Annotated in this window: 18 protein-coding genes and 1 pseudogene; 17 read left to right on the top strand and 2 right to left on the bottom strand. The window is 66.5% G+C overall.

Features of this window, described 5'->3' with window-relative positions; translation table 11 throughout:
- Window positions 1-8 precede the first annotated feature (8 nt).
- The 14 genes and pseudogenes from H5J25_RS12560 (at window position 9) to H5J25_RS12495 (ending at window position 18,836) form a co-directional block, all read left to right on the top strand.
- Window positions 9-1,424, top strand: a complete 1,416-nt coding sequence (locus H5J25_RS12560; protein ID WP_202091489.1) for a UDP-N-acetylmuramoyl-L-alanyl-D-glutamate--2,6-diaminopimelate ligase — start codon at window positions 9-11, stop codon at window positions 1,422-1,424.
- Window positions 1,425-1,550: 126 nt separating this feature from the next.
- Window positions 1,551-2,957 carry a UDP-N-acetylmuramoyl-tripeptide--D-alanyl-D-alanine ligase gene (locus tag H5J25_RS12555; RefSeq protein WP_202091488.1) on the top strand — a complete coding sequence of 469 codons (1,407 nt, stop codon included), beginning with the start codon at window positions 1,551-1,553 and terminating at the stop codon, window positions 2,955-2,957.
- On the top strand, window positions 2,945-4,015 hold the full coding sequence (mraY, locus tag H5J25_RS12550) for a phospho-N-acetylmuramoyl-pentapeptide-transferase (protein WP_202091486.1): 1,071 nt from the start codon (window positions 2,945-2,947) through the stop codon (window positions 4,013-4,015). The genes H5J25_RS12555 and mraY overlap by 13 nt, the downstream gene beginning before the upstream one ends.
- Window positions 4,012-5,394 (top strand): annotated as a pseudogene (gene murD / locus H5J25_RS12545) (UDP-N-acetylmuramoyl-L-alanine--D-glutamate ligase). Before mraY ends, murD begins: the two are co-directional and overlap by 4 nt.
- On the top strand, window positions 5,391-6,614 hold the full coding sequence (locus H5J25_RS12540) for an FtsW/RodA/SpoVE family cell cycle protein (protein ID WP_202091484.1): 1,224 nt from the start codon (window positions 5,391-5,393) through the stop codon (window positions 6,612-6,614). Before murD ends, H5J25_RS12540 begins: the two are co-directional and overlap by 4 nt.
- Before the next feature lie 10 nt (window positions 6,615-6,624).
- Entirely contained in the window at window positions 6,625-7,776 is a 1,152-nt protein-coding gene (gene murG, locus H5J25_RS12535; protein ID WP_202091482.1) for an undecaprenyldiphospho-muramoylpentapeptide beta-N-acetylglucosaminyltransferase, read from the top strand.
- 13 nt (window positions 7,777-7,789) lie between these two features.
- Complete coding sequence (murC, locus tag H5J25_RS12530) at window positions 7,790-9,208, top strand: UDP-N-acetylmuramate--L-alanine ligase (RefSeq protein WP_202091480.1); 1,419 nt, start codon at window positions 7,790-7,792, stop codon at window positions 9,206-9,208.
- Window positions 9,209-9,404: 196 nt separating this feature from the next.
- A complete protein-coding gene (gene murB / locus H5J25_RS12525; RefSeq protein ID WP_202091478.1) occupies window positions 9,405-10,313 on the top strand; it encodes a UDP-N-acetylmuramate dehydrogenase in 909 nt (302 codons plus the stop codon).
- A gap of 5 nt (window positions 10,314-10,318) precedes the next feature.
- On the top strand, window positions 10,319-11,230 hold the full coding sequence (locus tag H5J25_RS12520; protein ID WP_404829614.1) for a D-alanine--D-alanine ligase: 912 nt from the start codon (window positions 10,319-10,321) through the stop codon (window positions 11,228-11,230).
- 148 nt (window positions 11,231-11,378) lie between these two features.
- On the top strand, window positions 11,379-12,332 hold the full coding sequence (locus H5J25_RS12515; RefSeq protein WP_202091474.1) for a cell division protein FtsQ/DivIB: 954 nt from the start codon (window positions 11,379-11,381) through the stop codon (window positions 12,330-12,332).
- Between the two features lie 5 nt (window positions 12,333-12,337).
- Window positions 12,338-13,597: a cell division protein FtsA gene (gene ftsA / locus H5J25_RS12510; protein ID WP_202091472.1), complete on the top strand. Its 1,260-nt coding sequence runs from the start codon at window positions 12,338-12,340 to the stop codon at window positions 13,595-13,597.
- Window positions 13,598-13,709: 112 nt separating this feature from the next.
- On the top strand, window positions 13,710-15,209 hold the full coding sequence (ftsZ, locus tag H5J25_RS12505) for a cell division protein FtsZ (RefSeq protein ID WP_202091470.1): 1,500 nt from the start codon (window positions 13,710-13,712) through the stop codon (window positions 15,207-15,209).
- Window positions 15,210-15,481: 272 nt separating this feature from the next.
- Entirely contained in the window at window positions 15,482-17,644 is a 2,163-nt protein-coding gene (locus H5J25_RS12500; RefSeq protein ID WP_202091468.1) for an SPOR domain-containing protein, read from the top strand.
- Between the two features lie 34 nt (window positions 17,645-17,678).
- Window positions 17,679-18,836, top strand: coding sequence for a deoxyguanosinetriphosphate triphosphohydrolase (locus tag H5J25_RS12495; protein ID WP_404829535.1), 1,158 nt, complete (start codon window positions 17,679-17,681; stop codon window positions 18,834-18,836).
- A gap of 386 nt (window positions 18,837-19,222) precedes the next feature.
- Here the strand turns inward: H5J25_RS12495 and ypfJ are convergent, their stop codons facing one another.
- Window positions 19,223-20,128 carry a KPN_02809 family neutral zinc metallopeptidase gene (gene ypfJ / locus H5J25_RS12490; protein ID WP_202091464.1) on the bottom strand — a complete coding sequence of 302 codons (906 nt, stop codon included), beginning with the start codon at window positions 20,126-20,128 and terminating at the stop codon, window positions 19,223-19,225.
- 143 nt (window positions 20,129-20,271) lie between these two features.
- On the opposite strand from ypfJ, the gene H5J25_RS12485 reads away from it, so the two are divergent.
- The 3 genes from H5J25_RS12485 to H5J25_RS12475 all read left to right on the top strand — a co-directional run bounded on the left by H5J25_RS12485 (window position 20,272) and on the right by H5J25_RS12475 (window position 22,979).
- Window positions 20,272-21,447 (top strand): patatin-like phospholipase family protein, encoded by a 1,176-nt coding sequence (locus tag H5J25_RS12485; protein ID WP_202091462.1) that lies wholly within the window; start codon window positions 20,272-20,274, stop codon window positions 21,445-21,447.
- Between the two features lie 12 nt (window positions 21,448-21,459).
- Window positions 21,460-22,245, top strand: coding sequence for a 3-hydroxybutyrate dehydrogenase (locus H5J25_RS12480; protein ID WP_202091460.1), 786 nt, complete (start codon window positions 21,460-21,462; stop codon window positions 22,243-22,245).
- Window positions 22,246-22,337: 92 nt separating this feature from the next.
- Window positions 22,338-22,979, top strand: coding sequence for a DUF4893 domain-containing protein (locus tag H5J25_RS12475; RefSeq protein ID WP_225883098.1), 642 nt, complete (start codon window positions 22,338-22,340; stop codon window positions 22,977-22,979).
- On the opposite strand, the gene H5J25_RS12470 is transcribed toward H5J25_RS12475, so the two are convergent.
- Window positions 22,972-23,931, bottom strand: coding sequence for a cation diffusion facilitator family transporter (locus H5J25_RS12470; RefSeq protein WP_202091458.1), 960 nt, complete (start codon window positions 23,929-23,931; stop codon window positions 22,972-22,974). The two genes, H5J25_RS12475 and H5J25_RS12470, sit on opposite strands and share 8 nt — an antisense overlap.
- Between the last annotated feature and the right edge of the window lie 107 nt (window positions 23,932-24,038).

Below are 24,038 nucleotides of genomic sequence, written 5' to 3'. Positions count from 1 at the left end.
GCGATACGATGAAATTGGGTACGCTGACCGGAGGACAAGAAACGGCGACGGTCAGCGGCTTCGCGATCGATCACCGCAAGGTCGCGGACGGATGCATTTTCGGCGCATTCGAAGGTGCGAGGGTGAATGGCGAGGATTATATCGCCGCTGCGATCGCCGCCGGCGCCGTTGCAGTCGTCGCTCGCCCGGAGGCTGTCGTAGACGGGGCGGTGCATATCGCGGACGCCAACCCGCGCGCCGCGTTCGCGCGACTGGCCGCGCGGTTCTTTGCGCCGTTTCCCGAGGTCGCGGTGGCGGTGACGGGGACGAACGGTAAAACATCTACGGTCGAGATGACGCGTCAGTTGTGGCGGATGGCCGGTCATCACGCGGCGTCGATCGGTACGCTCGGCGTGACGACGGGGGATGACCGCGTGTCGACCGGGCTGACGACGCCGGACGTGGTGACGTTCCTGTCCAACGCCGCCGGTCTGGCGCGCGAGGGCGTGACACATCTGGCGTTCGAGGCGTCGTCGCATGGGCTTTCGCAATATCGGACCGAAGGCTTGCCCGTCGTCGCGGCGGCCTTCACGAACCTCAGCCGCGATCACCTGGATTATCACGGCACGATGGAGGCGTATTTCGACGTCAAGATGCGGTTGTTTTCCGATGTCGTCGTGGACGGTGGGGCCGCTGTGATATGGGCGGATGATCCGTTGGCGGCGGACGTTGAAGGGATCGCCGCAAAGCGGGGGTTGCGGGTGTTGAGCGTCGGAACGCGGGGGGAGGCTTTAAGGCTGGTATCGCGTGAGCCGACCTTGCTGGGGCAGGGGCTGGTGATCGAGGCGGAGGGCAAGTCCCACACGGTTAACCTGCCGCTGATCGGGGCATATCAGGCTGCGAACGCACTGGTTTCCGCGGGACTCGTGATTGCGACGGGCGGCGAGGTCGCGGCGACGCTGGCGGCGCTGGCGCGGTTGCAGCCAGTACGCGGGCGGCTGGAGCGGGCGGTCATCTGCCGGTCGGGAGCGCCCGTCTACGTCGATTATGCGCACACTCCGGATGCGTTAGAGGCGGCAATATCGGCGTTACAGGCGCATGCGTCGGGAAAGTTGATCGTCATCATCGGCGCAGGCGGCGATCGCGATCAGGGCAAGCGCGCACCGATGGGCGCGATCGCCGCTGCGATGGCCGACGTCGTGATCGTCACCGACGACAATCCGCGCGGGGAAGATGCCGCCGCGATCCGCGCGATGGTGATGGAAGGTGCGCCCGGCGCGACCGAGATCGCATCGCGGCGCGAGGCGATCGGCGCGGCGATCGCGATGGCGGGGCCGACCGACATCGTTCTGATCGCGGGCAAGGGACACGAACAGGGGCAGATTGTGGGCGATCTGGTGCTGCCGTTCGACGACGTATCGGTCACGCGTGAGATGGCGGCATGACGAGTTTTCCGATCGCCAACTACGCCGTTCGTGCTGAGCTTGTCGAAGCACGTGAGCCGGGTACGTCGGTCCTTGGGGCACGCCCTTCGACAGGCTCAGGACGAACGGATTTGGGGTGCTGCGGCAATGACTGACGCTCTCTGGACCTCCGACGCTATCGCAGCGGCGACGGGCGGGGCGGCGTCCGCTGCGTTCGAGGCGGACGGCGTGACGTTCGATTCGCGCGAGGTCGGGCCGGGCGACCTGTTCATCGCGCTGACGGGCGAAGCGACGGACGGCCACCGGTTCCTGACGCAGGCGTTCGAGCGCGGCGCGGCGGGGGCGGTCGTGAGCGAGGATAGCGGGAATCCGCAGGTTCGCGTCGGCGATACGATGGCGGCGCTGGAGGCGCTGGCTGTAGCGTCGCGCGAGCGGACGGCGGCGCGGATCATCGGCGTGACCGGATCGGTCGGCAAGACGAGCACCAAAGAGGCACTGTTCGCGGCGCTGGATCGGCCCGATCCTGGTTCGGCGCACCGGTCGGTCAAAAGCTATAACAATCATACCGGCGTTCCGCTGAGCCTCGCGCGGATGCCCGCCGGGTCGAAATATGGCGTGCTGGAAATGGGCATGAACCATGCCGGCGAACTGGCGCATCTGACGACATTGGTGCGGCCGCATGTCGCATTGGTGACCGCGATCGCGCCCGCACATACGGCGTTCTTCCCCGACGAGTCGGCGATCGCGGACGCCAAGGGCGAGATCTTCGCGGGGCTCGAGCCGGGCGGCGTGGCGATCGTACCCTTCGACAGCCCGCATCGGGACCGGCTGATCGCGGCGGCGCGGCCCCATGCGTCCGAGATCGTGACGTTCGGCCTGCAAGCCGGGGCGGATGTTCGCGCGATCGAATCGATGCGGCTGGCGACGGGAGCGACGTTCGTCACCGCGCGGCTCGGCGAGCGCGAATTGAGTTTCACGATGGCGCAGCCGGGCATGCACTGGGTGTCCAATGCCCTGGCGGTGCTGGCGGCGGTGGATGCGGTCGGCGGCGATCTGGGCATGGCGGGCCTTGCGCTCGCCGAGATGGGCGGGCTTCAGGGGCGCGGCGCGCGCTTCATGGCGCCTGTTGGTGGCGGTGAAGCCTTGGTCATCGACGAAAGCTATAATGCGAATCCCGCATCGATGCGCGCGACGCTGGCGGTGCTGGGCGCCGAGGATGCCACGCGCAAGATCGCCGTGCTGGGCGAGATGCGCGAACTGGGTGACGCGAGCGGCGCGTATCACGCGGCGCTGGCGGAGCCGATCGCGGCGGCAGGGGTATCGCAACTCGTCCTTGTCGGCACCGAGATGCTGCATCTGGCGGAAGCGCTTGAGGGTCGCGTGCAATTCGTCCATGTGGCCGACGCCGCGACCGCCGGTGAACGTCTGGCCGAGATACTGGCCCCGGGCGATGCGGTGCTCATCAAGGGGTCGAACGGCGTGGGGCTGTCCACGCTGGTCGCCCGCCTAAAGACCCCCGCGACCGGGAACGGGACAGCTTCATGCTCTATGTGATCGCCGAACATCTGGGTTTCCCCGGACTGCTGAACCTGATTCGATACCAGTCGGTGCGGACCGGCGGTGCGGTGACGATGGCGCTGGTCATCGGGCTGATCATCGGGCCGCGCTTCATCGGATGGCTGCGCGTGCGGCAGGGCAAGGGCCAGCCGATCCGCGCCGACGGCCCGCAGACCCACCTTGCCAAGCGCGGCACGCCGACGATGGGCGGGCTGATGATCCTGACGAGCATGAGCTTGTCGATCCTGATCTTCATGGACATGCGCAACCCGTTCGTCTGGGCATGTCTGTGCGTGACGCTCGGCTTCGGTGCGATCGGCTTCATGGACGATTACGACAAGGTGCGGAAAGCGAGCACGGCGGGTGTTTCCGGCCGGACCCGGCTGATCCTGGAATTCTTGATCGCAGGCGTCGCAAGCTGGATCATCGTCGGGGAAAATGGAACGCACCTGTATCTGCCGTTCTTCAGCAGCGTGTCGATCGACCTCGGCTATTTCTACATCCTGTTCGCGGCCTTCACGATCGTGTCGTTCGGCAATGCCGTGAACCTAACGGACGGGCTGGACGGGCTGGCGACGATGCCGGTGATCATCGCGTCGGTCGCCTTCATGATCATCGTCTATCTGGCCGGTAACGTGAAGTTCGCAGCGTATCTGGGGATTCCGCATGTGCCGGGCGCGGGCGAACTGGCGATCTTCTGCGGCGCGATCGTAGGCGCGGGGCTGGCGTTCCTGTGGTTCAACGCACCACCTGCTGCGGTCTTCATGGGCGATACGGGCAGCCTCGCGCTTGGCGGCGCGCTGGGCGCGATCTCTGTCGTCGCGCATCACGAGATCGTGCTGGGCATCATCGGCGGCCTGTTCGTGATGGAGGCGCTGAGCGTCATCATCCAGGTGTTCTTCTACAAGCGCACCGGCAAGCGCGTGTTCCGCATGGCGCCGATCCACCACCATTTCGAACAATTGGGCTGGGCCGAGGCGACGGTCGTGATCCGGTTCTGGATCATCGCGTTCGTGCTGGCGCTGGCTGGTCTGTCTACGTTGAAGCTGCGGTGATTTCTTCCGATGCCTGGGCAGGCAAGCGCTTTGCGGTGCTGGGGCTGGCGCGGTCCGGTGCGGCGACTGTGCGTGCGCTGGTGGCCGGCGGGGCGAGCGTAGTGGCGTGGGATTCGGATGCGGGACGGCGGGATGCTTTAGCTCCCTCTCCCCGCAAGCGGGGAGAGGGTTGGGGAGAGGGGCAGTCGGAAGTCCCTTCGCTCGACACTGCCCCTCTACCAACCCTCTCCCCGCAAGCGGGGAGAGGGCTTTAGAAGTTGGTGATCCGGAAGTGATCGACCTCGCTGGCTTCCACGCGCTGGTCGTGTCGCCGGGGGTGCCGTTGAACCGGCATCCGGTGGCGGCGAAGGCTCGGGCGGCGGGGGTGCCGATCATTGGGGATATCGAACTGTTCGCGCAGGCGCAGACCGGATTGCCTGCGCACAAGGTGGTCGGCGTCACGGGGACGAACGGTAAGTCGACGACGGTGTCGTTGATCCACCATATCCTGCGCACCGCGGAGGTGCCGTCGCGGCTGGGCGGGAATATCGGGTTGCCGATCCTGGAGCAGGAGCCGCTGCCGGAGGGTGGCGTCTATGTGCTGGAACTGTCGAGCTATCAGATCGACCTGACGCAGACGTTGGATTGCGATGTCGCGGTGTTGCTGAACGTGACGCCGGATCATCTCGACCGGTATGACGGGCTGGCGGATTATGCGGCGTCGAAGGCGCGGCTGATCGCGATGCAGTCGGCCGAGATGCTTGCCGTGCTGGATGGCGCCGCGCTGGCGGAGTTCGCCATTCTGGACGATTGGGAAAGCCCGACGGTCGAGATCATCGGCGACGTGGCGGTCGGCGATCAAAGCGAGTGGCCGAACTTGCAGGGACCGCATAACCGGTCGAACGTGCAGGCGGCGGTTGCGGTGGCGCGTCGGCTGGGCGTTGCGGAGGACGTGATCGCAGCGGCGTTGCGCACCTTCACCGGTTTGCCGCACCGGATGGAACTGGTCGCGACCAGGAACAATGTCGCGTTCGTCAACGACAGCAAGGCGACCAATCCGGAAGCCGTCGCGCCGGCGCTGGCGGCGTTCGACCGGGTCCACTGGATCCTTGGCGGGCAATCGAAGAGCGACGATCTCGACGCCTGCGCGCCGAGTTTCGGGCATGTCGTGCGCGCCTATACGATCGGGTCTTCGGGGGCGAAGTTCGCCGACATCCTCAAGGATCATATGCCGGTCGAGCAGAGCGGCACGCTGTCCGCGGCGGTCACCAGCGCCGCGGGCGCAGGCGCAGCCGGGCGAGACGGTGCTGCTGTCGCCGGCCTGCGCGTCGTTCGACCAGTTTCGCGATTTCGAGGATCGCGGCGACCAGTTCCGGCAGGCGGTGGAGGCCTTGGCATGACCGATGTTCGCGCGCCCCAGAAAGCCGGCCTGATCAGCCGGATGAAGAATCGCGGTGGGCGGGGCGACCGATCCGCGCTCGGCATGTGGTTCTGGGATATCGACCGCGTTCTGCTGTTGCTGACGATGTTGCTGATCGCGGTCGGGCTGGTCGCGGTCGGCGCGGCGAGCCCATCGGCGGCGCAGCGTTATTCGGACGACAAGCATCATATCCCTGCTTTGTATTATCTGTGGTGGCAGCTGGGCTGGGTCGGCGTGTCGCTGCCCGTCCTGTTCGTGACGTCGATGTTGCCGGTGCCGATGGCGCGGCGGATGGCGTTGATCGGAACGGCGGTCTGCCTGGCGATGCTGATCGCGGTGCCGTTCATCGGCGTGACGCGCAACGGTGCGACGCGCTGGCTGGATTTCGGCCTGTCGCTGTTGCAGCCGTCCGAATTCCTGAAACCGTGTTTCATTGTCACGACCGCGTGGCTGTTGTCCTTGCGCGCGCAGGACAGTGAACTGCCCGTCGTCGTCATCACCGGTGCCTTGACCGCGTTCGTCGCGATGCTGCTGATGCTGCAACCCGATTTCGGCCAGACGGTGGTGTTCTGTTCGGTGTGGATCGCGTTGCTGATGATATCGGGCACGCCGGTGAAGATCATGGCGGCGCTGATCGGGTGCGTGCCGATCGGGCTGGTCGCGGCGTATCTGTTCTACGACACGGCGCGGGTGCGCATCGATGCGTTCCTGTTCCCGGGCGTGGGCGAGGGGGCGTCGGACAATTTCCAGACCAATGCGGCGCACAATGCGATCACCGCGGGCGGATGGCGCGGGACCGGGCCGGGCGGCGGGACGATGAAGTTCCGCCTACCGGAGGGCCATACCGATTACATCTATTCGGTGATCGGCGAGGAGTTCGGGCTGATCGCGTGCGCGGTGATCGCCATCCTGTTCCTGGCGGTGGTGGTGCGCGTGTTCGTGAAGCTGCTGGACGAGCAGGACGAGTTCCGTCTGTACGCGGCGGCGGGGCTGGCGACCCAATTCGGGGCACAGGCGCTGATCAGCATGGCGGTAAATACGGGCATGGCGCCGAGCAAGGGCATGACGTTGCCGTTCATTTCTTACGGCGGATCTTCGTTGATCGCGCTGTCGATCGGGATGGGATTGCTGCTTGCATTCACGCGGCGGAACCCGTTCGTATCGCGCTCCCCCTATATCGCGCGGTGGAGCGGCGAATGAGGTTCGTTCGATGAGTGGACAGAAGCATTACGTACTCGCGGCGGGCGGCACCGGCGGGCACATGGTGCCGGCGGCGTCGCTGGCAGCGGAGCTGGGGCGGCGCGGTCATCATGTATCGCTGATCAGCGACGATCGCGGCGTGCGGTTTCCGGGGCTGTTCGACAAGGTGCAGACCCATGTTCTGCCGGCCGGGCGGCTGGCGGGCGGGCCGATCGGCTGGGCGAAGGCGGCACGCGCGATGATCGCGGGGCGCGCGCAGGCGATCGAGCTGTATCGTCACCAGAAGCCTGCGGCGGTGATCGGCTTCGGCGGATATCCCGCGCTGCCCGCGCTGCTGGCGGCGTTCAAGGCGGGCATACCGACCGCCGTGCACGAACAGAATGCGGTGCTGGGGCGGGTCAACCGGCTCGTCGCTGGGCGGGTGGATGCGATCGCGACCTCCTATGCCAATGTCGCGCGACTAAAGGAGAAGTATCGCGGCAAGGCGCATCTGGTCGGCAATCCGGTGCGGGATGCGGTGCTGGCGCTGCGATCGCAGCCCTATCCGCTGCTGGAGGAAGACGGGATCTTTCGCGTGCTGGTCACGGGCGGCAGCCAGGGCGCGAGCGTGCTGAGCCAGGTCGTGCCGGATGGCCTGTCGCTGTTGCCGATCGCGTTCCGGCGGCGGTTGCAGGTGACTCATCAGGCGCGGATCGAGGATATCGATGCGGCGCGGGCCAAATATGCCGACCTGTCGATCGCGGCGGAACTGGCGACCTATCTGCCGGATATGCCGGAGCAATTGGCCTGGGCGCATCTGGTGATCGCGCGGGCGGGGGCGTCGACGCTGGCGGAACTGACCTGTGCCGGACGGCCCGCGATCCTGGTGCCGCTGCCATCCGCGACCGACGATCACCAGACGGCGAACGCGAAGGAGATGACCGACGCGGGCGGCGCGCGGACGATCGCGCAAACCGCCTTCACGCCGGTCGAACTCGCCAAGCAGATGCAGCGGCTGGGGCTCGACCCGGCGGCGCTGCAGAATGCCGCGGGGCGCGCGCGCAGTTGCGGACGGCCGGATGCGGCGCGCGATCTGGCGGATCTGGTGGAAAACCTGGACGCGCCGCTGGGCGACATGCCGATCGGCGTGTCGCTGCCCAATAGAAAGCCGAGCTTCGCATGACGGGACTGAACAGATGAGGGGTGTCGCAACCGATATCGGGACGATCCATTTCGTCGGCATCGGCGGGATCGGCATGTCCGGCATCGCTGAGGTGATGAAGAACCTCGGCTATGACGTGCAGGGGTCGGACGTAGCGGAGGGCTATGTCGTGCAGGGATTGCGCGACAAGGGCATCCGCGTCGCGATCGGCCATGCTGCGGAGAATGTCGGCGATGCGGCGGTGGTGGTCACCTCGACCGCGATCGTGCGCTCCAATCCGGAAGTCGAGATCGCGCTGGAGCGGCGCATCCCGGTGGTGCGGCGCGCGGAGATGCTGGCCGAACTGATGCGGCTGAAATCGACCGTCGCGGTGGCGGGGACGCACGGCAAGACGACGACGACGAGCATGATCGCGGCGCTGCTGGACGCGGGCGGGGTGGATCCGACCGTCATCAACGGCGGGATTATCAACAGCTACGGCTCCAACGCGCGGCTGGGCGCGAGCGACTGGATGGTGGTCGAGGCGGACGAAAGCGATGGCAGCTTCCTGCGGCTGGACGGGACGATCGCGGTCGTCACGAATATCGACCCCGAGCATCTGGACCATTACGGATCGTTCGATGCGGTGAAGGATGCGTTCGTCGAGTTCGTCGAGAACGTGCCCTTTTACGGCGCGGCGTTGCTGTGCCTCGATCATCCCGAGGTGCAGGCGATCATTCCGCGCGTGCGCGACCGACGCGTCGTGACGTACGGGTTCGCCGCGCAGGCGGACGTGCGCGGCGTGAACGTGACGCCGATCCCGGGCGGCAACCGGTTCGAGTGCTTGGTGCGCAGCCGCGACGGCACGGTCCGCTCGATCGAGGGGATCGAATTGCCGATGCCCGGCCGGCACAACGTGCAGAACGCGCTGTCGGCGATCGGCGTCGCGCTGGAGATGGGGATTCCCGACGACACGATCCGCACCGGTTTCGCCAAGTTCGGCGGCGTGAAGCGGCGCTTCACCAAGGTGGGTGAAGTGGCCCTCGAAAATGGGGGGCGCGCGACGATCATCGACGATTACGGACACCACCCGGTCGAGATCAAGGCAGTGCTGGCGGCGGCGCGCGAGGGCGTGGAGAACCGCGTGATCGCGGTGGTGCAGCCGCATCGTTTTACCCGGCTGGGCAATCTGATGGAGGAATTCCAGCAGGCGTTCAACGACGCCGACATGGTGCTGGTGACGCCGGTCTATGCCGCGGGTGAACAGCCGATCGAGGGCGTTTCTGCGGAGGCTCTGGTCGAGGGATTGAAGCGGCGCGGGCACCGGTCGGCGATGACGGTGGCGGATGCGGGCGCGCTGGCCGAAACGCTGGCGGGCGTGGTGCAGTCGGGCGACATGGTCGTGTGCCTGGGCGCGGGCGACATCACGAAATGGGCCGCGGGCCTGGCTGATGCGATCGAGGCCGCGCGGTGAACGACGGCGCGCCTTCTTCTTCCCCCTCCCCTTAAGGGGAGGGGCCGGGGGTGGGGGGCTTGCCTCATTCTGCTGCGTCGGCATCTGCGGAACGGCCCCACCCCAACCCAGTGCCGGGTCGGTCAGGCTCCCAGCCTGACCTGAATAGCCCGGGGGCTATTCACCCGGCACTCCTAAAGGGGAGGGGCTTAGAGAGGTGCGTGGCCGGTTAACGGCGAATGCGCCGCTGGCGCCGCTCGTCTGGTTCAAATCGGGCGGGGCGGCGGAGTGGTTATTCGAACCGAAGGACGAGGACGACCTTAGCGCGTTCCTACGCGGTCTGGATCCGGCCGTGCCGGTCATGGCGCTGGGGCTGGGATCGAACCTGATCGTGCGCGACGGCGGGGTGCCGGGCGTGGTCGTGCGGCTGGGCAAGGCGTTCGCACAGGTCGATCGGCTGGACGAAGTGACCTTGCGCTGCGGCGGCGGGGCATCAGGAATACTGGTATCGTCCAAGGCGCGGGACGCGGGCATTGGCGCGTTCGAATTCCTGCGATCGATCCCCGGCACGGTCGGCGGTTTCGTGCGGATGAACGGCGGCGCGTATGGGCGCGAGGTGAAGGACGTTCTGGTCGAGTGCGACGTCGTGTTGCGATCGGGCGACTGTGTCACGTTGGACGTCGGGGCGCTCGGCTACACGTATCGCCACAGTGCGCTGCCCGACGGCGCGATCGTGGTCTGCGCGACGTTCCGGGGGCATGCCGAGGACCCGGCGACGATCCAGGCGGAGATGGATCGAATCTCGTCCGAGCGCGAAGCGTCGCAACCGTTGCGGTCGCGCACCGGCGGATCGACGTTCAAGAATCCGGACGGGCACAAGGCCTGGGCCTTGGTCGATGCGGCGGGATGCCGGGGGCTGACGCGTGGCGATGCGCAGGTATCGGAGAAACATTGTAACTTTTTGCTCAACCTTGGATCGGCGACGAGTGCCGAGATCGAGGCGCTGGGCGAGGACGTCCGGGCGCGGGTGCGGGCGCAATCCGGGGTGGAACTGGAATGGGAAATCCAGCGCGTCGGCCGGGCGGCCGATGATGCGGCCCCCGACCATATCGAGGTGAAGACGTGAGCAAGCTGCATATCGCCGTGCTGATGGGGGGCTGGTCCGCCGAGCGTGAGGTTTCGCTGCTGTCGGGCGCGGGCGTCGCGGATGCGCTGGAATCGCTCGACCACCGGGTGACGCGCGTCGACATGGACCGCGACGTCGCCACGCGGCTGAAGGAGATCGCGCCGGATATCGTCTTCAACGCGCTGCACGGTACGCCGGGCGAGGACGGGTCGGTGCAGGGTCTGCTCGACCTGATGGGTCTGAAATACACGCATAGCGGCCTCGCGACCTCGGTCATCGCGATCGACAAGGTGCTGACGAAACAGGCGCTGGTGCCGCACGGCATCCCGATGCCCGGCGGGCGGATCGTGAAGACCGAAACGCTGTTCGAGGCCGATCCGCTGCCGCGCCCGTATGTGCTGAAGCCGGTCAACGAAGGATCGTCGGTCGGCGTCGCGATCGTCACGGATCAGGGGAACTATGGCAATCCGATCGCCGCAGCATCGGTGGGGCCGTGGCAGGAATTCGACGAACTGCTGGCCGAACCCTTCATCCGGGGGCGCGAACTGACCACGGCGGTGCTGGGCAACGAAGCGCTGGGCGTGACCGAGTTGAAGCCCAAGAGCGGCTTTTACGATTATGAATCCAAATATACCGACGGCCTGACCGAACATATCTATCCCGCCGACGTGCCGGACGAGATTACCGAAGCGTGCAAGGCGCTGGCGGTGGAAGCGCACCGGTTGCTGGGGTGCAAGGGATGTTCGCGGGCGGATTTCCGGTGGGATGACGAGCGCGGTGTGGACGGATTGTTCCTGCTGGAGGTGAACACGCAGCCGGGCATGACGGCGCTGAGCCTGGTGCCGGAACAGGCGCGGCACAACGGAATGAGCTATCCCGAACTGGTGCAGCGGATCGTGGACGAGGCTCTGGCGTGATGGGGGTGATTGCACTCCTTCGGTTGTCGTCATCCCCGCGCAGGCGGGGATCCATAGTGGCTGGCGTTGGTGGTCGATCACGACTGGCGGGGCTTATGGATCCCCGCCTTCGCGGGGACGACGGCGTTCGGGGCGGAGTGCGCGAGCGATGAGCAGCCGTACGCTCAAGCGGAGCACGCCGGGACGGCCGGTGCAGAAGCGCAAGGCGGCGCGCGTGTCGATGATCGACCGGATCATCGCCGCCCTGCCGATCAGCGAAGTCGCTTTGCACCGGATCGCGACCTGGACGATTACCGGCGCGGTGATCGCTGGCCTCGGAACGCTGGCGGTATGGGCGGGGGTTCCCGCCGCGATCGGCACGGCGCTGGCCGAAGGCGTCGGACGCGCGGGTTTCCGTGTCGAGCAGATCGAGGTGACGGGGCTGAGCCGGATGGACCGGATGTCGGTCTATGCCGTCGCGCTGGACCAGAAATCGCGTGCGATGCCGTTGGTCAGCTTGCAGGACACGCGCGCCAAGCTGCTGCAATATGGCTGGATCGAAGACGCGCACGTCTCGCGCCGGCTGCCCGACACTCTGCTGGTGCACATCGTCGAGCGGAAGCCGACGGCGGTGTGGCAGGATCATGGGCAATTGTCGCTGATCGGGTCGAACGGCGTGTGGCTGGAACGCGTCAGCGCGGATGCGATGCCCGATCTGCCGCTGGTTATCGGGCCGGGTGCGAATACGCAGGAAGCGGCGTACCAGAAGCTGCTGACTGCGGCTCCCGCACTGCGGCCGAGCGTCAAGGCGGCGACCTGGGTCGGCAACCGGCGCTGGAACCTGACGTTCGAAAGCGGCGAGACTTTGGCCCTGCCGGAGGGCGAAGGTGCGGCGGCGCGGGCACTGGTGAAGTTCGCCGAACTGGACGGCGTGAAGCCGTTGCTGGGCAAAGGCTGGCTGCGGTTCGACATGCGCGACCCGAGCCGGTTGGTCGCGCGGCGCCCGGGCGAAGCGGAAGGACGCGCGATAACGGACCCGAACGACAAGGATTCCGCTACGAAACCGGCTGTGATAGAGGCGAAGAAGACGATCGTCCGTAGTGGCGCTTCGGGGCAGGGGTAACAGGCATGGCGAAGGTAGCACCAGAGGGGCTGATCACGGCGCTCGACATCGGGTCGTCCAAGGTTTCGGCGATGATCGCGCAAAAGGGCGATGGCGGCGAATTGATCGTGCTCGGCACGGGGCAGCGCGAGAGCCGGGGCGTCAAGCGCGGCTATATCGCCGATGCGGACGCGACCGAGGCGGCGGTGCGCGAGGCGGTCGAGCAGGCGGAACGGATCGCGGGCGTCAACATCCAGAACGTGTGGGTCAGCTTTTCCGCTGGCGGGTTGGTGAGCGACGTCGCGTCGATCGAGTTCGAACTGGGCGGTCACCGCGTCGAGCAATCCGATATCGACGCGTTGCTGCATGCCGGGCGGGAATCGATCGATCCCGCGGGCCGGATGGTGCTGCACGCGCAGCCGGCCTTGTACACGCTGGACGGGCTGACGGGGGTGAAGAAGCCGCTGGGCCTGCATGCCGACCGGCTGGGCGTGCACATCCACGTCGTCGCGGCGGACGGATCGCCGGTGCGCAACCTGGGGCTGTGCGTCGCCAATGCGCATCTGGAAGTGAAGTCGATCATCGCCGCACCGGTCGCGACCGGCATGGCATGCCTGAGCGACGAGGAACGCGAACTGGGCGTCGCGCTGATCGAGATGGGCGCGGGGATCACCAACGTTTCGCTGTTCGCCGGTGGCATGCTGGTCGGGCTGACCTCGATCCCGTACGGCGCGCAGGACATTACCGACGATATCGCCAGCGCATTCGGCACGAGCCGCGCGCAGGCGGAGCGGCTGAAATGCTTCTACGGTTCCGCCAACGCATCGCCACGCGACAATCACGACATGATCGATGTCGCGCCGATAAGCGAGGACGGCCAGGCCGAGGGTAGCCGCATCACGCGCGCGCAATTGATCGCGGTGATCCGCCAGCGGCTCGATCATCTGATCGGCGAAGTGCAGAAGGCGCTGACGGAGTTGAAGTTTTCCGGGCCGGTCGGGCGTCAGGTGGTGCTGACCGGTGGCGGCGCGGAATTGAAGGGCGTGGCGGATTATGCGCAACAGGCGCTCGGCCGGTCGGTGCGCGTCGGGCGTCCGCGCGGGCTGACCGCCCTGCCGGATGCGCATTCGGGCCCCGCCTTCGCGACGCTGGCAGGACTGGCTTTCTATGCCGCGTCCGATCCGGTCGATCTCCGCTCGCTGTCGACCAAGCATCAGACGGTGCATCGGCCGAAGGGCCTGGGTGCGATCCGCCGGCTGATCGCGATGGCACGGGCGAATTATTGAAGAATTACGACATCCCGTTGCTTTCGCGCTGGCACGTGCATGAGTGTTGGTGCAGAACGACTATCATGAAACCTATCGCGCCGGGGTGTGGGCGCGCGTTGGAGACCTTAGCATGAGCATCGAATTTCTCGCCCCGGAAGTCGACGAATTGACCCCGCGCATCGCGGTGATCGGCGTGGGCGGCGCGGGCGGCAACGCGATCGCCAACATGATCCGCGCCGAGGTTCAGGGTGTCGATTTCCTTGTCGCGAACACCGACGCGCAGGCGTTGAAGCAGTCGAGCGCGTCGCAGCGCATCCAGCTTGGCGCGAAGATCACGCAGGGGCTTGGCGCCGGTAGTCGGCCCGAGATCGGCCGCGCCGCCGCCGAGGAAACGATCGACCAGCTCGCCAAGACGCTGGAGGGCAGCCACATGGTCTTCATCGCCGCCGGCATGGGTGGCGGTACGGGCACGGGCGCCGCTCCGGTCATCGCCAAGGCCGCGCGCGACATGGGCATCCTGACCGTCGGCGTGGTGACCAAGCCGTTCGCGTTCGAGGGCAGCCGCCGCGCCAAGAGCGCAGAGGCGGGCATCGAGGAACTGCAGAAGTTCGTCGACACGCTGATCGTCATTCCGAACCAGAACCTGTTCCTGGTCGCCAATGCGAACACTACCTTCAAGGAGGCGTTCCAGATGGCGGACGAGGTGCTGCAGCAGGGCGTGCGCGGCATCACCGACCTGATGGTCATGCCCGGCCTGATCAACCTGGATTTCGCCGACGTCCGTTCCGTGATGCAGGAAATGGGCAAGGCGATGATGGGCACCGGCGAAGCGACCGGCGACAATCGCGCGATCGAGGCGGCGTCGAAGGCGATCGCCAACCCGCTGCTCGACGGCGTGTCGATGAAGGGTGCGAAGGGCGTCATCGTCTCGATCACCGGCGGCGACGATATGCGCCTGCTGGAAGTCGACGAGGCCGCGAACCACATCCGTGAGCTGGTCGACGAAGATGCGAACATCATCTGGGGTTCGGCGTTCAATCCTGAGCTGGAAGGCAAGATCCGCGTGTCGGTCGTCGCGACCGGTATAGAGGCTACGGCGCGTCCGCCGGAAGCGATGCCGTCGTCGCGCGCGTTCAGCTTCGGTTCGCCGCGCAAGCCCGAAGAGCCGGCACCCGTCGCGGTTGCGCCTTTGGTCGAGCCCGCGCCGACAATGGAAGATGCGTCGGGTTCCGCGCCCGAGCCGGAAACCGTCGCGCAGCCGGCGATGCAGGACGATACGGACGAGCTGGTGCTGGGCAGCGATGTCGAGGCACCGCCAGTCACGACCGCACCTGCGCCCGCGATGAAGACGCCGATCACGTTCGGGGACGAACCTGCTGCGCCTGCGCAGGACGTGGGTGATGGCGGTGCGCGTCGCCGCTGGTTGTCGCCGGGTGCCGCCGCCGATGCCGCGACGCCGGAAGCGCCGGCCGAGCCGGTCGCGCCCGCACCGCGCGTCAAGCTGGGCGGGACGTTGTTCGAACGCATGTCGGGTGCGACGCGCGGCGCCGCACGCGATGACGAGGGCGAGCAGGGCGACAAGGGTGCCCTGGATATCCCGCGTTTCCTGCATCGCCAGAACAATCAGTGATTCGAGTGGGATCGGCGGGATTTCCGCCGATCCCTTCGCGATCGCGCCGGGGTTTCGCGGTCGAGATCGGTCGCGGTTGAATGGGCAAGGTTTGCGGGACGCGGGCGTCGTGCTGCGCCGCTGTCGCCCGACCCGAACTGTGCGAGGATTGGTTGCTTGACCGCTACGCCCGTTGCGGCGCCTGTTTGTCGCCGATGTACGTCGTCTGGTCGCGCAGGGATCGCGTCGGACATTGCCGGTTCAGCCAAGCTGGCGTCTAGGCTTTACCGCTCATGAAACAGAAAGTCCTGACGTCTGCCGCCGCGATCGCCATCGGCATGGTCGTATCCATTCCCGCCGCCGACGCGCAAGTGCCGTACGTCCAGCAGATTTCGCCGGCGGATCAGCTGGCCAGCGAAATGCGCTCGCTCGCGGCGAACCCGACGGACGTGCTGGCGATGGTGCGCGCGGGCGAACTGACGCTGAAGCTGGACGATACGACGGCGGCGGCGGGCTTCTTCGCGCGGGCGGAACGGATCGATCCGAACAATGCGCGGATCAAGGCGGGCAAGGGGGTTATACTGCTCCGCGCCGGGCGTCCGGGCGAGGCGCTGCGCCGGTTCGTCGAGGCGGAACAGCTGCGCGGCGACGTGCGGACTTTCGCGGCGGACCGCGGTCTCGCCTACGATCTGATCGGCGAGCAGGAGCGGGCGCAGCGTGATTATAGGCTGGCGCTGAAATCGGGCAGTCTGAGTGCGGTGGGGATCGACGAGACGACGCGCCGCTACGCGCTGTCGCTGGGAATTTCGGGCAAGAAGGACCAGGCGCTGGCGCAGATCGATCCGCTGCTGCGGCGCAGCGACCGGGGTGCGTGGCGCGCGCGCGCCTTCATCCTGGCGATGACCGGCGACGGGCGCGGGGCGGAGAAGATCGCGCAGAGCATGATGCCGGGCGGGCTGAGCCAGGGGCTGCAACCGTTCTTCGAGAAGCTGCCGACGTTGCGCCCGGCCGATCGCGCGTTCGCGGTGCATTTCGGCGAGGTCCGGACGACGCCGATGCGGCTGGCGGATGCGCGGATGGCGCCTGCGCTCGGCGTGTTGCCGCCGGATCCGGACAAGCCCGTCGCGCTCGCTTCGGTGACGCCGCAGCCGGCGGCGGATACGTCCGGCAGGAACAACAAGCGCGATCGCAAGCGGAACAAGCGGGACAAGGTGAACGTCGCGGTAGCGCAGGCGGCACCCGTTCCGCTGCCGCCGCCGCCCGCCTATCAGGGGGCGGCGGTGGCGATGGTGCAGCCCTTGCCCAACCGCCCGACCTATTCCGCGCCCGTGAATACGGCGCCGTCCTATTCCGCCCCGACGCAAGTCGCGCCCGCACGGACGAATCCGTCGGTTGCGCTGGCGTCGAACCGGGGCAGCCTGCCGAGTGCATTGCCGGTTCCACGTCGCGAGGTGCAACCCAATCGCGCGGCGGCGGAGACGGATGTTCGCGTCGCGGCGGGTCGCACGGTCGCGCCGTCCGCGCGGCCGCAGGTGCTGGAGGAAGCGGCTGGCCCGTATGAGCCGATCGGCCGGCAGGTGGTGGCGTCCTCACCGTCTGCCACGGTCGCGACGGCGCCTAACGCTACGACCACGCCTGCCACGATGGCCCCGGCCCCGGCCCCGATTACTTCCCCGGCAACGGTGGCAGCCGCCCCGACGATCAGTTCGTCGCGACTAAGCGGAGAGGGGGCTTATCCGTCGCCGGTCGTGACCGCGGCAGCGCCGACCGCCAGCACGATCAAGCCGCTTCCGCCCGTCCCCGGCCCGGTGAAGGGCGAGGATCCGATCCTGGCGGCGATCATCGCCAACATCACGGTGCCGGGATCGGAACTGGAAGTGTCGCAGCCGGCATCCGAACCCGAGCCGGTGCGGATTGCCGAGGCAAGGCCGATCCGGCCGATCGCACGTGCTCCGGTCCGTACCGAACCGGACACGGCGGCGCTTCAGGCAAAGGCGCTGGCTGACAAGACGGCTGCCGATAAGGCAGCAGCGGATAAGAGGCTTGCCGACAAGAAGCTCGCGGATAAAAAGCTGGCCGACAAGAAATTGGCCGACAAGAAGATCGCCGATGCGAAGAAGCTTGCCGATGCCAAGAAGGCGGCGGAGGACCTGAAGAAGAAAAACGATCCCAAGCTGCTGGAGCCGTCGCGTATCTGGGTGCAGGTGGCGGGCGGCGCGAACGAGGGCGACCTGCCGAAGGAATGGTCGAAGGTGCGTGAGAAGGCGCCCGCTGCGTTCAAGGGCAAGAGCGGCTGGATGACGCCGTTGCGCGCGACCAACCGCGTGCTGACCGGGCCATTCAAGACCGATGCGGAGGCACGCTCGTTCGTCAACACGCTGGCGAAGGAAGGTGTGTCCGGATTCGCGTTCACCAGCGAGGCGGGGCAGAAGGTCACCCGGTTGGCCGGCAAGTGAGGGCCCTGACCGCGAGCGCGCCGCGCGCGTGATCATGCCTGCGCGCTGGGCCTCCGACCCGGATCATAGCCGGGGCCGGCTGCATGCCGAACGCACGGGCTCGGTGCGCGGGCCGCGCGACGCGTTTCAGCGCGACCGCGACCGGATCATCCACTCGATCAGTTTTCGCCGGTTGCGGCACAAGACGCAGGTGTTCCTGGCGCCGGACGGCGACCATTTCCGCGTTCGACTGACGCACAGTCTGGAGGTCGCGCAGATCGGACGGACGATCGCGCGCGCGCTGGGGCTGAACGAGGATCTGACCGAGGCATTGTGCCTGGCGCACGATATCGGCCATCCTCCGTTCGGCCATGCGGGCGAGGATGCGTTGCAGGCGGCGCTGGCCGGGCGGGGCGGCTTCGACCATAACGGCAACACGCTGCGCGCTCTGATGACGATCGATTCCCCCTATCCGCGCTGGCCCGGGTTGAACCTGACCTGGGAAACGCTGGAGGGATTGGCGAAGCATAACGGCCCGATCGCGGCACCGGGCTGGGCGCTGGCCGAGGCGGATGCGGCGTTCCCGCTGGATCTGGGGCGCTGGCCCAGCCTGGAGGCTCAAGTCGCGGCGATCGCGGACGATATCGCATACGACAATCACGATATCGACGACGGGTTGCGTGCCGGGCTGTTGACGGTCGATCAGATGATGGCGGTCGGTTTCGTCGCGCGCGGCTGGCACCAGACTTGTTCCGACAATGACGATATCCGGCCCGAACGGCTGGTCGGCGAGCTGATCCGCGCGCAGATCGGCGCGATGGTCAACGACGTGATCGCCGAAACCTGGCGACGGCTGGCCGAGGCGCGGATCGAGACCGCGGAAGACGTTCGCGCGGCGGGGCAGCTGGTCGGATTTTCGGACGGGATGCGCGAGGACGAGCGTGAGTTGAAACGCTTCATGTACGCGAACCTGTATCATCATCCGCGCCAACTGGCGGCGGCGGAGGCGGCGCACGGCGTCGTCGCGGGGTTGTTCGCGGCCTATCATGCCGATCCGGGGTTGATGCCGGGCGAATGGTCGCGGCGGCTACCGGCGGGTGAGCCGGGGCGGAGCCGGCATATCGCGGATTTCATCGCAGGGATGACGGACCGATATGCGGTGACGCGCTATTGCGAGGCGATCGGCCCGGTGGATCTGCCCGAGGGGTTTTGAGGCTGCGTTGTTAGGGTGGTTGGGTCCGGGAGGCAGGTGCTTCGACAGGCTCAGCACGAACGGGGGGTTGATGGGAATCCCTCATTTTCCGTTCGTTTCGAGCGTAGTCGAGAAACCTTTGCGACGGAGCGCGGGGTTTGTTTCTCGACTTCGCTCGAAACGAACGGGGGGTGAGAGGTTGGGGTGAGCGGTTGGGGGAGCGACCGGGTAGGGAGGTGCTTCGACAAGCTCAGCACGAACGGTTTGGAATAAGGTCCCTACGCTTTTTCGCGCTGGACCCCATATTCCCGTTCGTGCTGAGCCTGTCGAAGCACCTGTCCCTCAAGCCCGCCCGTCTCGTTTCGACCGCGCGAAGGTCACATAAAATTCGCGGCTTCCCCGCCCCGTCAGATCGCGCCGCTGAACGTATCGCACTGGCGCGGGTCGCCGCTGTCGAGACCGCGCTTGAGCCAGGCCTGGCGCTGTTGCGAAGATCCGTGCGTGAAGCTGTCGGGGACGACGCGGCCCTGCGATTTCTGTTGCAGCGTGTCGTCGCCGATCGCGTGGGCGGCGGTCATGCCTTCTTCCAGATCGCCGGGTTCCATCCGGTCGCGGTTCTGCGCGGCCCAGACGCCGGCGAAGCAATCCGCCTGCAGTTCGAGGCGGACGGATAGTGCGTTGCCCTCCGTGCGGCTCGATTGCGCCTGTTGCTGCTGGACCTGTGTCGACGTGCCGAGCAGGTTCTGAACGTGATGGCCGAATTCGTGCGCGATCACATAGTCCTGCGCGAAATCGCCTTTCGCGCCGAAGCGGGTGGCGAGTTCGTTGAAGAAGTTGGTGTCGAGATAGATGCCCTGATCGCTCGGGCAATAGAATGGCCCCATCGCGCTTTGCGCCGCACCGCAGCCGGATTGTCCGCCCTGCGAGCCGAAGAAAACGAGTTTTGGCGCGCGGAATTCGGACCCGAGCAATTGCTTCCACGTCTTGTCTGCCGAACTGAAGGCGTTGCACGCCGCCTTGCTTTCGTCATTCAGGGTGCAGCTGCTCGCGGTGTCGGTGCCCGCCTGCCGTTCGCTCGATTGGCCGACGCGCGACGTAGGGGCGGGGCCGCCGCCGCCGCCCAGGATCGATCCGAACCCGCCGAACACCGCCAGACCGATCAGCAGGATGGCGACTCCGCCGCAGCCGAAGCGGCTGAAGACCATCGGCAGCAGCCCGAGCAACATGCCGCCGCCCCCGCCGCCAAACCCGCCGCCGCTGGCACCGCGCTGGTCCTCGACATTGATATTGGGATCGAAATCGTCGAGCCGCATTGCCGGGCGCCTTAAATCGTTGTCGTTGCGGTATGAATGATCAGTCGGCGGTGTTGTTGCAAGCGGCGGTTGAATTTGTCGGAACGCGCGGCGATCGACGTGGCCGTTGATCCCGGCGCGCGGCTGGCCCATGACCCATATCAATGGCCGATGTCGAACCCCAGCCCCGATCCGGGCGCCGCCGCCGCGCGAAATCGCTTCCGCTCCCCGATTGCGTGGCGCTCGTCCTGCAAGGCGGTGGCGCGCTGGGCAGTTATCAGGCGGGCGTGATCGAGGGGCTGGCGGGCAGCGGGATCGATGTCGACTGGGTGGCGGGCATCTCGATCGGGGCGGTGAATGCGGCGCTGTATGCTGGCAATCCGGCAGACTTGCGCGTCGAACGGCTGCACGCCTTCTGGAACAAGGTGACGGGTGCGCTTCCGAGTTTTCCGATCTTTCCCAACGACATGGTGCGCGAATTCGTCCACGAATGGTCGGCGGGCTTCGTGATGATGGCAGGCGTCCCGGGCTTCTTCTCGCCGCGCATGGTGCCGCCCGTCTTCGCCGCGCCTGGATCGATGGAGGCGATGAGCTTCTACGATTCCGCGCCGTTACAGGCGACGTTGGACGAACTGGTCGACTGGGACCGGCTGAACAATGGCGACGTGCGGTTGTCGGTCGGCGCGGTGGATGTCGAGAACGGGAACTTCCGCTATTTCGATACGACCGAGACGCGGATCGACGCGCGGCACATCATGGCGTCGGGCGCGTTGCCGCCGGGATTGCCGCCGGTGGAGATCGACGGGCGGCTGTATTGGGACGGCGGGCTGGTATCGAACACGCCGCTGACGCATGTGCTGGATCATCAGCAGGGCGATCTGCTGGCGTTCCAAGTCGATCTGTTTGCAGCGGCGGCGGATCGCCCACGCACGATCATGGACGTCGCGGCGCGGCAGAAGGAAATCCTGTTCTCCAGCAGGACGCGCCAGGTGTCGGATCAGGTGATGCGCGTACGGCAGGACCGCGAAGCGATGCGCCGCGTGCTCGACAAACTGCCGGCGGCGATGCTGGACGATCCCGACGTGCAGGCGCTCGCCGCACGATCGGCGGAGGATGCGGTCAACCTCGTCCAGCTCGTCTACCGCGCCAATGCGTGGGAAGGCGGCAGTCGCGACTTCGAATTCTCCACGCGAACGATGCGCGAGCATTGGGCGGCAGGGCTGGAAGCGGTTGCCGAGACGATGGCCAATGCGCAAGTGGTGGCGGCCAATATCGAGACGGGCAAGAGCGCCGCCTTCGATCTGGTGCGCAAGCCGGTATCAATCGAACAGCAGGTATAAGGAGTTTCAGCGATGTTCCTGAAGGGCAAGAGCGCGATCGTCACGGGATCGACGTCGGGCATCGGGCTGGCTTATGCCAAGGCGTTCGCGGCCGAAGGCGCCAGCGTGGTGATCAACGGGTTCGGCGATGCGGCCGGGATCGAGAAGGAGCGGGCCGCGCTCGCCGAGACGAGCGGGGCGAAGGCGCTATACGATGCGGCGGACATGACCAAGCCGGGCGAGATCGCGGCGATGGTCGCGCGGTGCCATGCCGAGCTGGGCGGGCCGGACATCATCGTCAACAATGCCGGTATCCAGCATGTCGCGCCGATTGAGGACTTTCCGGCGGACAAGTTCGAAGCGATCATGAAGATCAACCTGACCTCCGCCTGGTATCTGATGCAGGCGGCGGTGCCATTGATGAAGGCGGCGAAATGGGGGCGGATCATCTCCACCGCGTCGGCGCATTCGCTCGTCGCCAGCCCGAACAAGTCGGCGTACGTGATGGCGAAGCACGGGATCGCCGGGCTGACCAAGACCATCGCGCTGGAAACGGCGACGTTCCGGATCACGGTGAATTGCATTTCGCCGGGCTATGTCTGGACGCCGTTGGTCGAGGGGCAGATTCCGGACACGATGAAGGCGCGCGGGCTGACGCGCGAGCAGGTCGTCAACGACGTTCTCCTGTCCGCGCAGCCGACCAAGGAATTCGTCACGGCGGAACAGGTCGCGGCGATGGCGGTGTATCTGTGCGGCGATGCGGCGAAATCGATTACCGGCGCGAACCTGTCGATGGACGGGGGCTGGACGGCGGCCTGATCCGGCGGCGACCAAGGGGGCTTTCCCGCAACGGGTTGGCAACCCTTTACGGGCATGGTTAAACCCATGTCCATAATCGGAATTGGTCGCACATGAAATCGATGTCGGGATTCGCGCTCGCCGCCTGTGCGGCGCTGGCGGCATGCGGGGGTGGCGACCGCCCCGCGCGGGCCTCCGTCAAGGCCGGGACGAGCGCCGCGCTGGACTGGCGGCAGGTGGCGACGCGCGCTGATCGCGACCGGTTGCGCAACTGGCGGACATCCTGGGTAGCCGCGATCGACAAGGCGCGCGCGTCTGGCAACGGCGCGGCGCTGGCGGCGGAAAGCAAGCTGTTCGAACCCGATCGCGCGCTGTCCGGCGCGGTGCCCCCGCCGGGGGCGTATCGCTGCCGCGTGTTCAAGATCGGCGCGAACGGGACGGCGGCGCGCGATTTCACCGCCTATCCGTATTTCGACTGCCGGATAGAGGCGGAGGGGGACGTTTCCAGTTTCTTCAAGACGGGCGGATCGCAGCGCCCGGTCGGCCTTGCCTTTCCGGACAGCGACACGCGCGCGGTGTTCCTCGGTACGATGATGATCGGGGACGAGAAGGCGGCGCTGCAATATGGCCGCGACGCCGAACGCGACATGGCCGGGATTGTGCAGCGCGTGGACGAGAAGGTGTGGCGGATCGCCTTGCCGCAGCCGCGGTTCGAATCGATGCTGGACGTGGTGGAGATCGTGCCGGTCAAGTGACGGGGGGTATCGCCGCCGGTTTGAAGACAGCGGCATTCTCGCGCTTTTCGGGGCGGATGTAGATCGAGGACAGCATTGGTTCGGCGACGCGCAGATCGTCCTCAATGCGTTCGATCAGGCTTTCCGCCTCGCCCATCGTCAGCAAGTCATCGAAATCCGCGCTGATCGCGACGAAGATGCTGTCGGGCGCGGTGTGGATCGTGCGGACGTGATTGACGGACGTGATCGCGGCGTGGCGATCGACCACGGCGCGGACCTTGGCGACGACCTTCGGGTCCGCGCCTTCGCCGATCAGCAAGCCCTTCGCCTCCCGCGCAAGCAGCATCGCGACCAGAGCCAGGATCAGGCCGATCGCGATCGAGGCGACGCCGTCGATCCGCGCGTCGGCGTAAGCGTGGCTCGCCCACACGCCGATCGCGGCGATGACGAGCCCGCCGAGCGCGGCGCTATCCTCGAACAGGACGATGAAGCCGGCCGGGTCCTTCGACCGGCGAACGGCCTGCCACCATCCGTCATCGCCCTTGGCGCGTGCGAATTCGCGCATCGCCAATACCCAGGACGTGCCCTCCATCGCGAACGCGACGCCAAGGACGATATAGTTGATCAGCGGATCGCGCAGCGGTTCGGGTTCGAGGATGTGGGTATAGCCTTCGTAGATCGACACGCCCGCGCCGACCGCAAAGATCAGGATCGCGACGACGAACGCCCAGAAATACAGTTCGCGGCCATAACCGAACGGATGCGCCTCATCGGGCGCGCGCTTTCCGCGATGCTGGCCGTACAGCAGCAGCACCTGGTTGAGGCTGTCGACGACCGAGTGGAACCCCTCGGTCAGCATCGAGGACGATCCCGAAATCCCGGCGGCGATGAACTTCGCCACGGCGATACCGAGATTGGCCGCCAGCGCGGCGAAGATGACGAGGTTCGATCCGTCGTGTTTCGATGCCGCCATTATCCAAACATCCCAAATGCATGCTCCTGCGGCTTATGGCTGCGTGCAGGTCGCGTCCAGCGCGGTTGTGATATGAAGGCGTTTCGTGTTATAACGTCTGTATGAAC

This window comes from Sphingomonas aliaeris (genome assembly GCF_016743815.1).
Classification (GTDB): Bacteria; Pseudomonadota; Alphaproteobacteria; order Sphingomonadales; family Sphingomonadaceae; genus Sphingomonas; species Sphingomonas aliaeris.
Note: the sequence above shows the minus strand (reverse complement) of the source record. Positions and strands in the feature narration are given on the sequence as shown.

What these genes read in the sequence shown, in the direction of transcription:
- H5J25_RS12560 (WP_202091489.1), top strand. Translation starts at nt 9, where the DNA reads ATGAAATTGGGTACGCTGACCGGAGGACAAGAAACGGCGACGGTCAGC.
- H5J25_RS12555 (WP_202091488.1), top strand. Translation starts at nt 1,551, where the DNA reads ATGACTGACGCTCTCTGGACCTCCGACGCTATCGCAGCGGCGACGGGC.
- mraY (WP_202091486.1), top strand. Translation starts at nt 2,945, where the DNA reads ATGCTCTATGTGATCGCCGAACATCTGGGTTTCCCCGGACTGCTGAAC.
- H5J25_RS12540 (WP_202091484.1), top strand. Translation starts at nt 5,391, where the DNA reads ATGACCGATGTTCGCGCGCCCCAGAAAGCCGGCCTGATCAGCCGGATG.
- murG (WP_202091482.1), top strand. Translation starts at nt 6,625, where the DNA reads ATGAGTGGACAGAAGCATTACGTACTCGCGGCGGGCGGCACCGGCGGG.
- murC (WP_202091480.1), top strand. Translation starts at nt 7,790, where the DNA reads ATGAGGGGTGTCGCAACCGATATCGGGACGATCCATTTCGTCGGCATC.
- H5J25_RS12515 (WP_202091474.1), top strand. Translation starts at nt 11,379, where the DNA reads ATGAGCAGCCGTACGCTCAAGCGGAGCACGCCGGGACGGCCGGTGCAG.
- ftsA (WP_202091472.1), top strand. Translation starts at nt 12,338, where the DNA reads ATGGCGAAGGTAGCACCAGAGGGGCTGATCACGGCGCTCGACATCGGG.
- ftsZ (WP_202091470.1), top strand. Translation starts at nt 13,710, where the DNA reads ATGAGCATCGAATTTCTCGCCCCGGAAGTCGACGAATTGACCCCGCGC.
- H5J25_RS12500 (WP_202091468.1), top strand. Translation starts at nt 15,482, where the DNA reads ATGAAACAGAAAGTCCTGACGTCTGCCGCCGCGATCGCCATCGGCATG.
- H5J25_RS12495 (WP_404829535.1), top strand. Translation starts at nt 17,679, where the DNA reads ATGCCTGCGCGCTGGGCCTCCGACCCGGATCATAGCCGGGGCCGGCTG.
- ypfJ (WP_202091464.1), bottom strand. Translation starts at nt 20,128, where the DNA reads ATGCGGCTCGACGATTTCGATCCCAATATCAATGTCGAGGACCAGCGC.
- H5J25_RS12485 (WP_202091462.1), top strand. Translation starts at nt 20,272, where the DNA reads ATGGCCGATGTCGAACCCCAGCCCCGATCCGGGCGCCGCCGCCGCGCG.
- H5J25_RS12480 (WP_202091460.1), top strand. Translation starts at nt 21,460, where the DNA reads ATGTTCCTGAAGGGCAAGAGCGCGATCGTCACGGGATCGACGTCGGGC.
- H5J25_RS12475 (WP_225883098.1), top strand. Translation starts at nt 22,338, where the DNA reads ATGAAATCGATGTCGGGATTCGCGCTCGCCGCCTGTGCGGCGCTGGCG.
- H5J25_RS12470 (WP_202091458.1), bottom strand. Translation starts at nt 23,931, where the DNA reads ATGGCGGCATCGAAACACGACGGATCGAACCTCGTCATCTTCGCCGCG.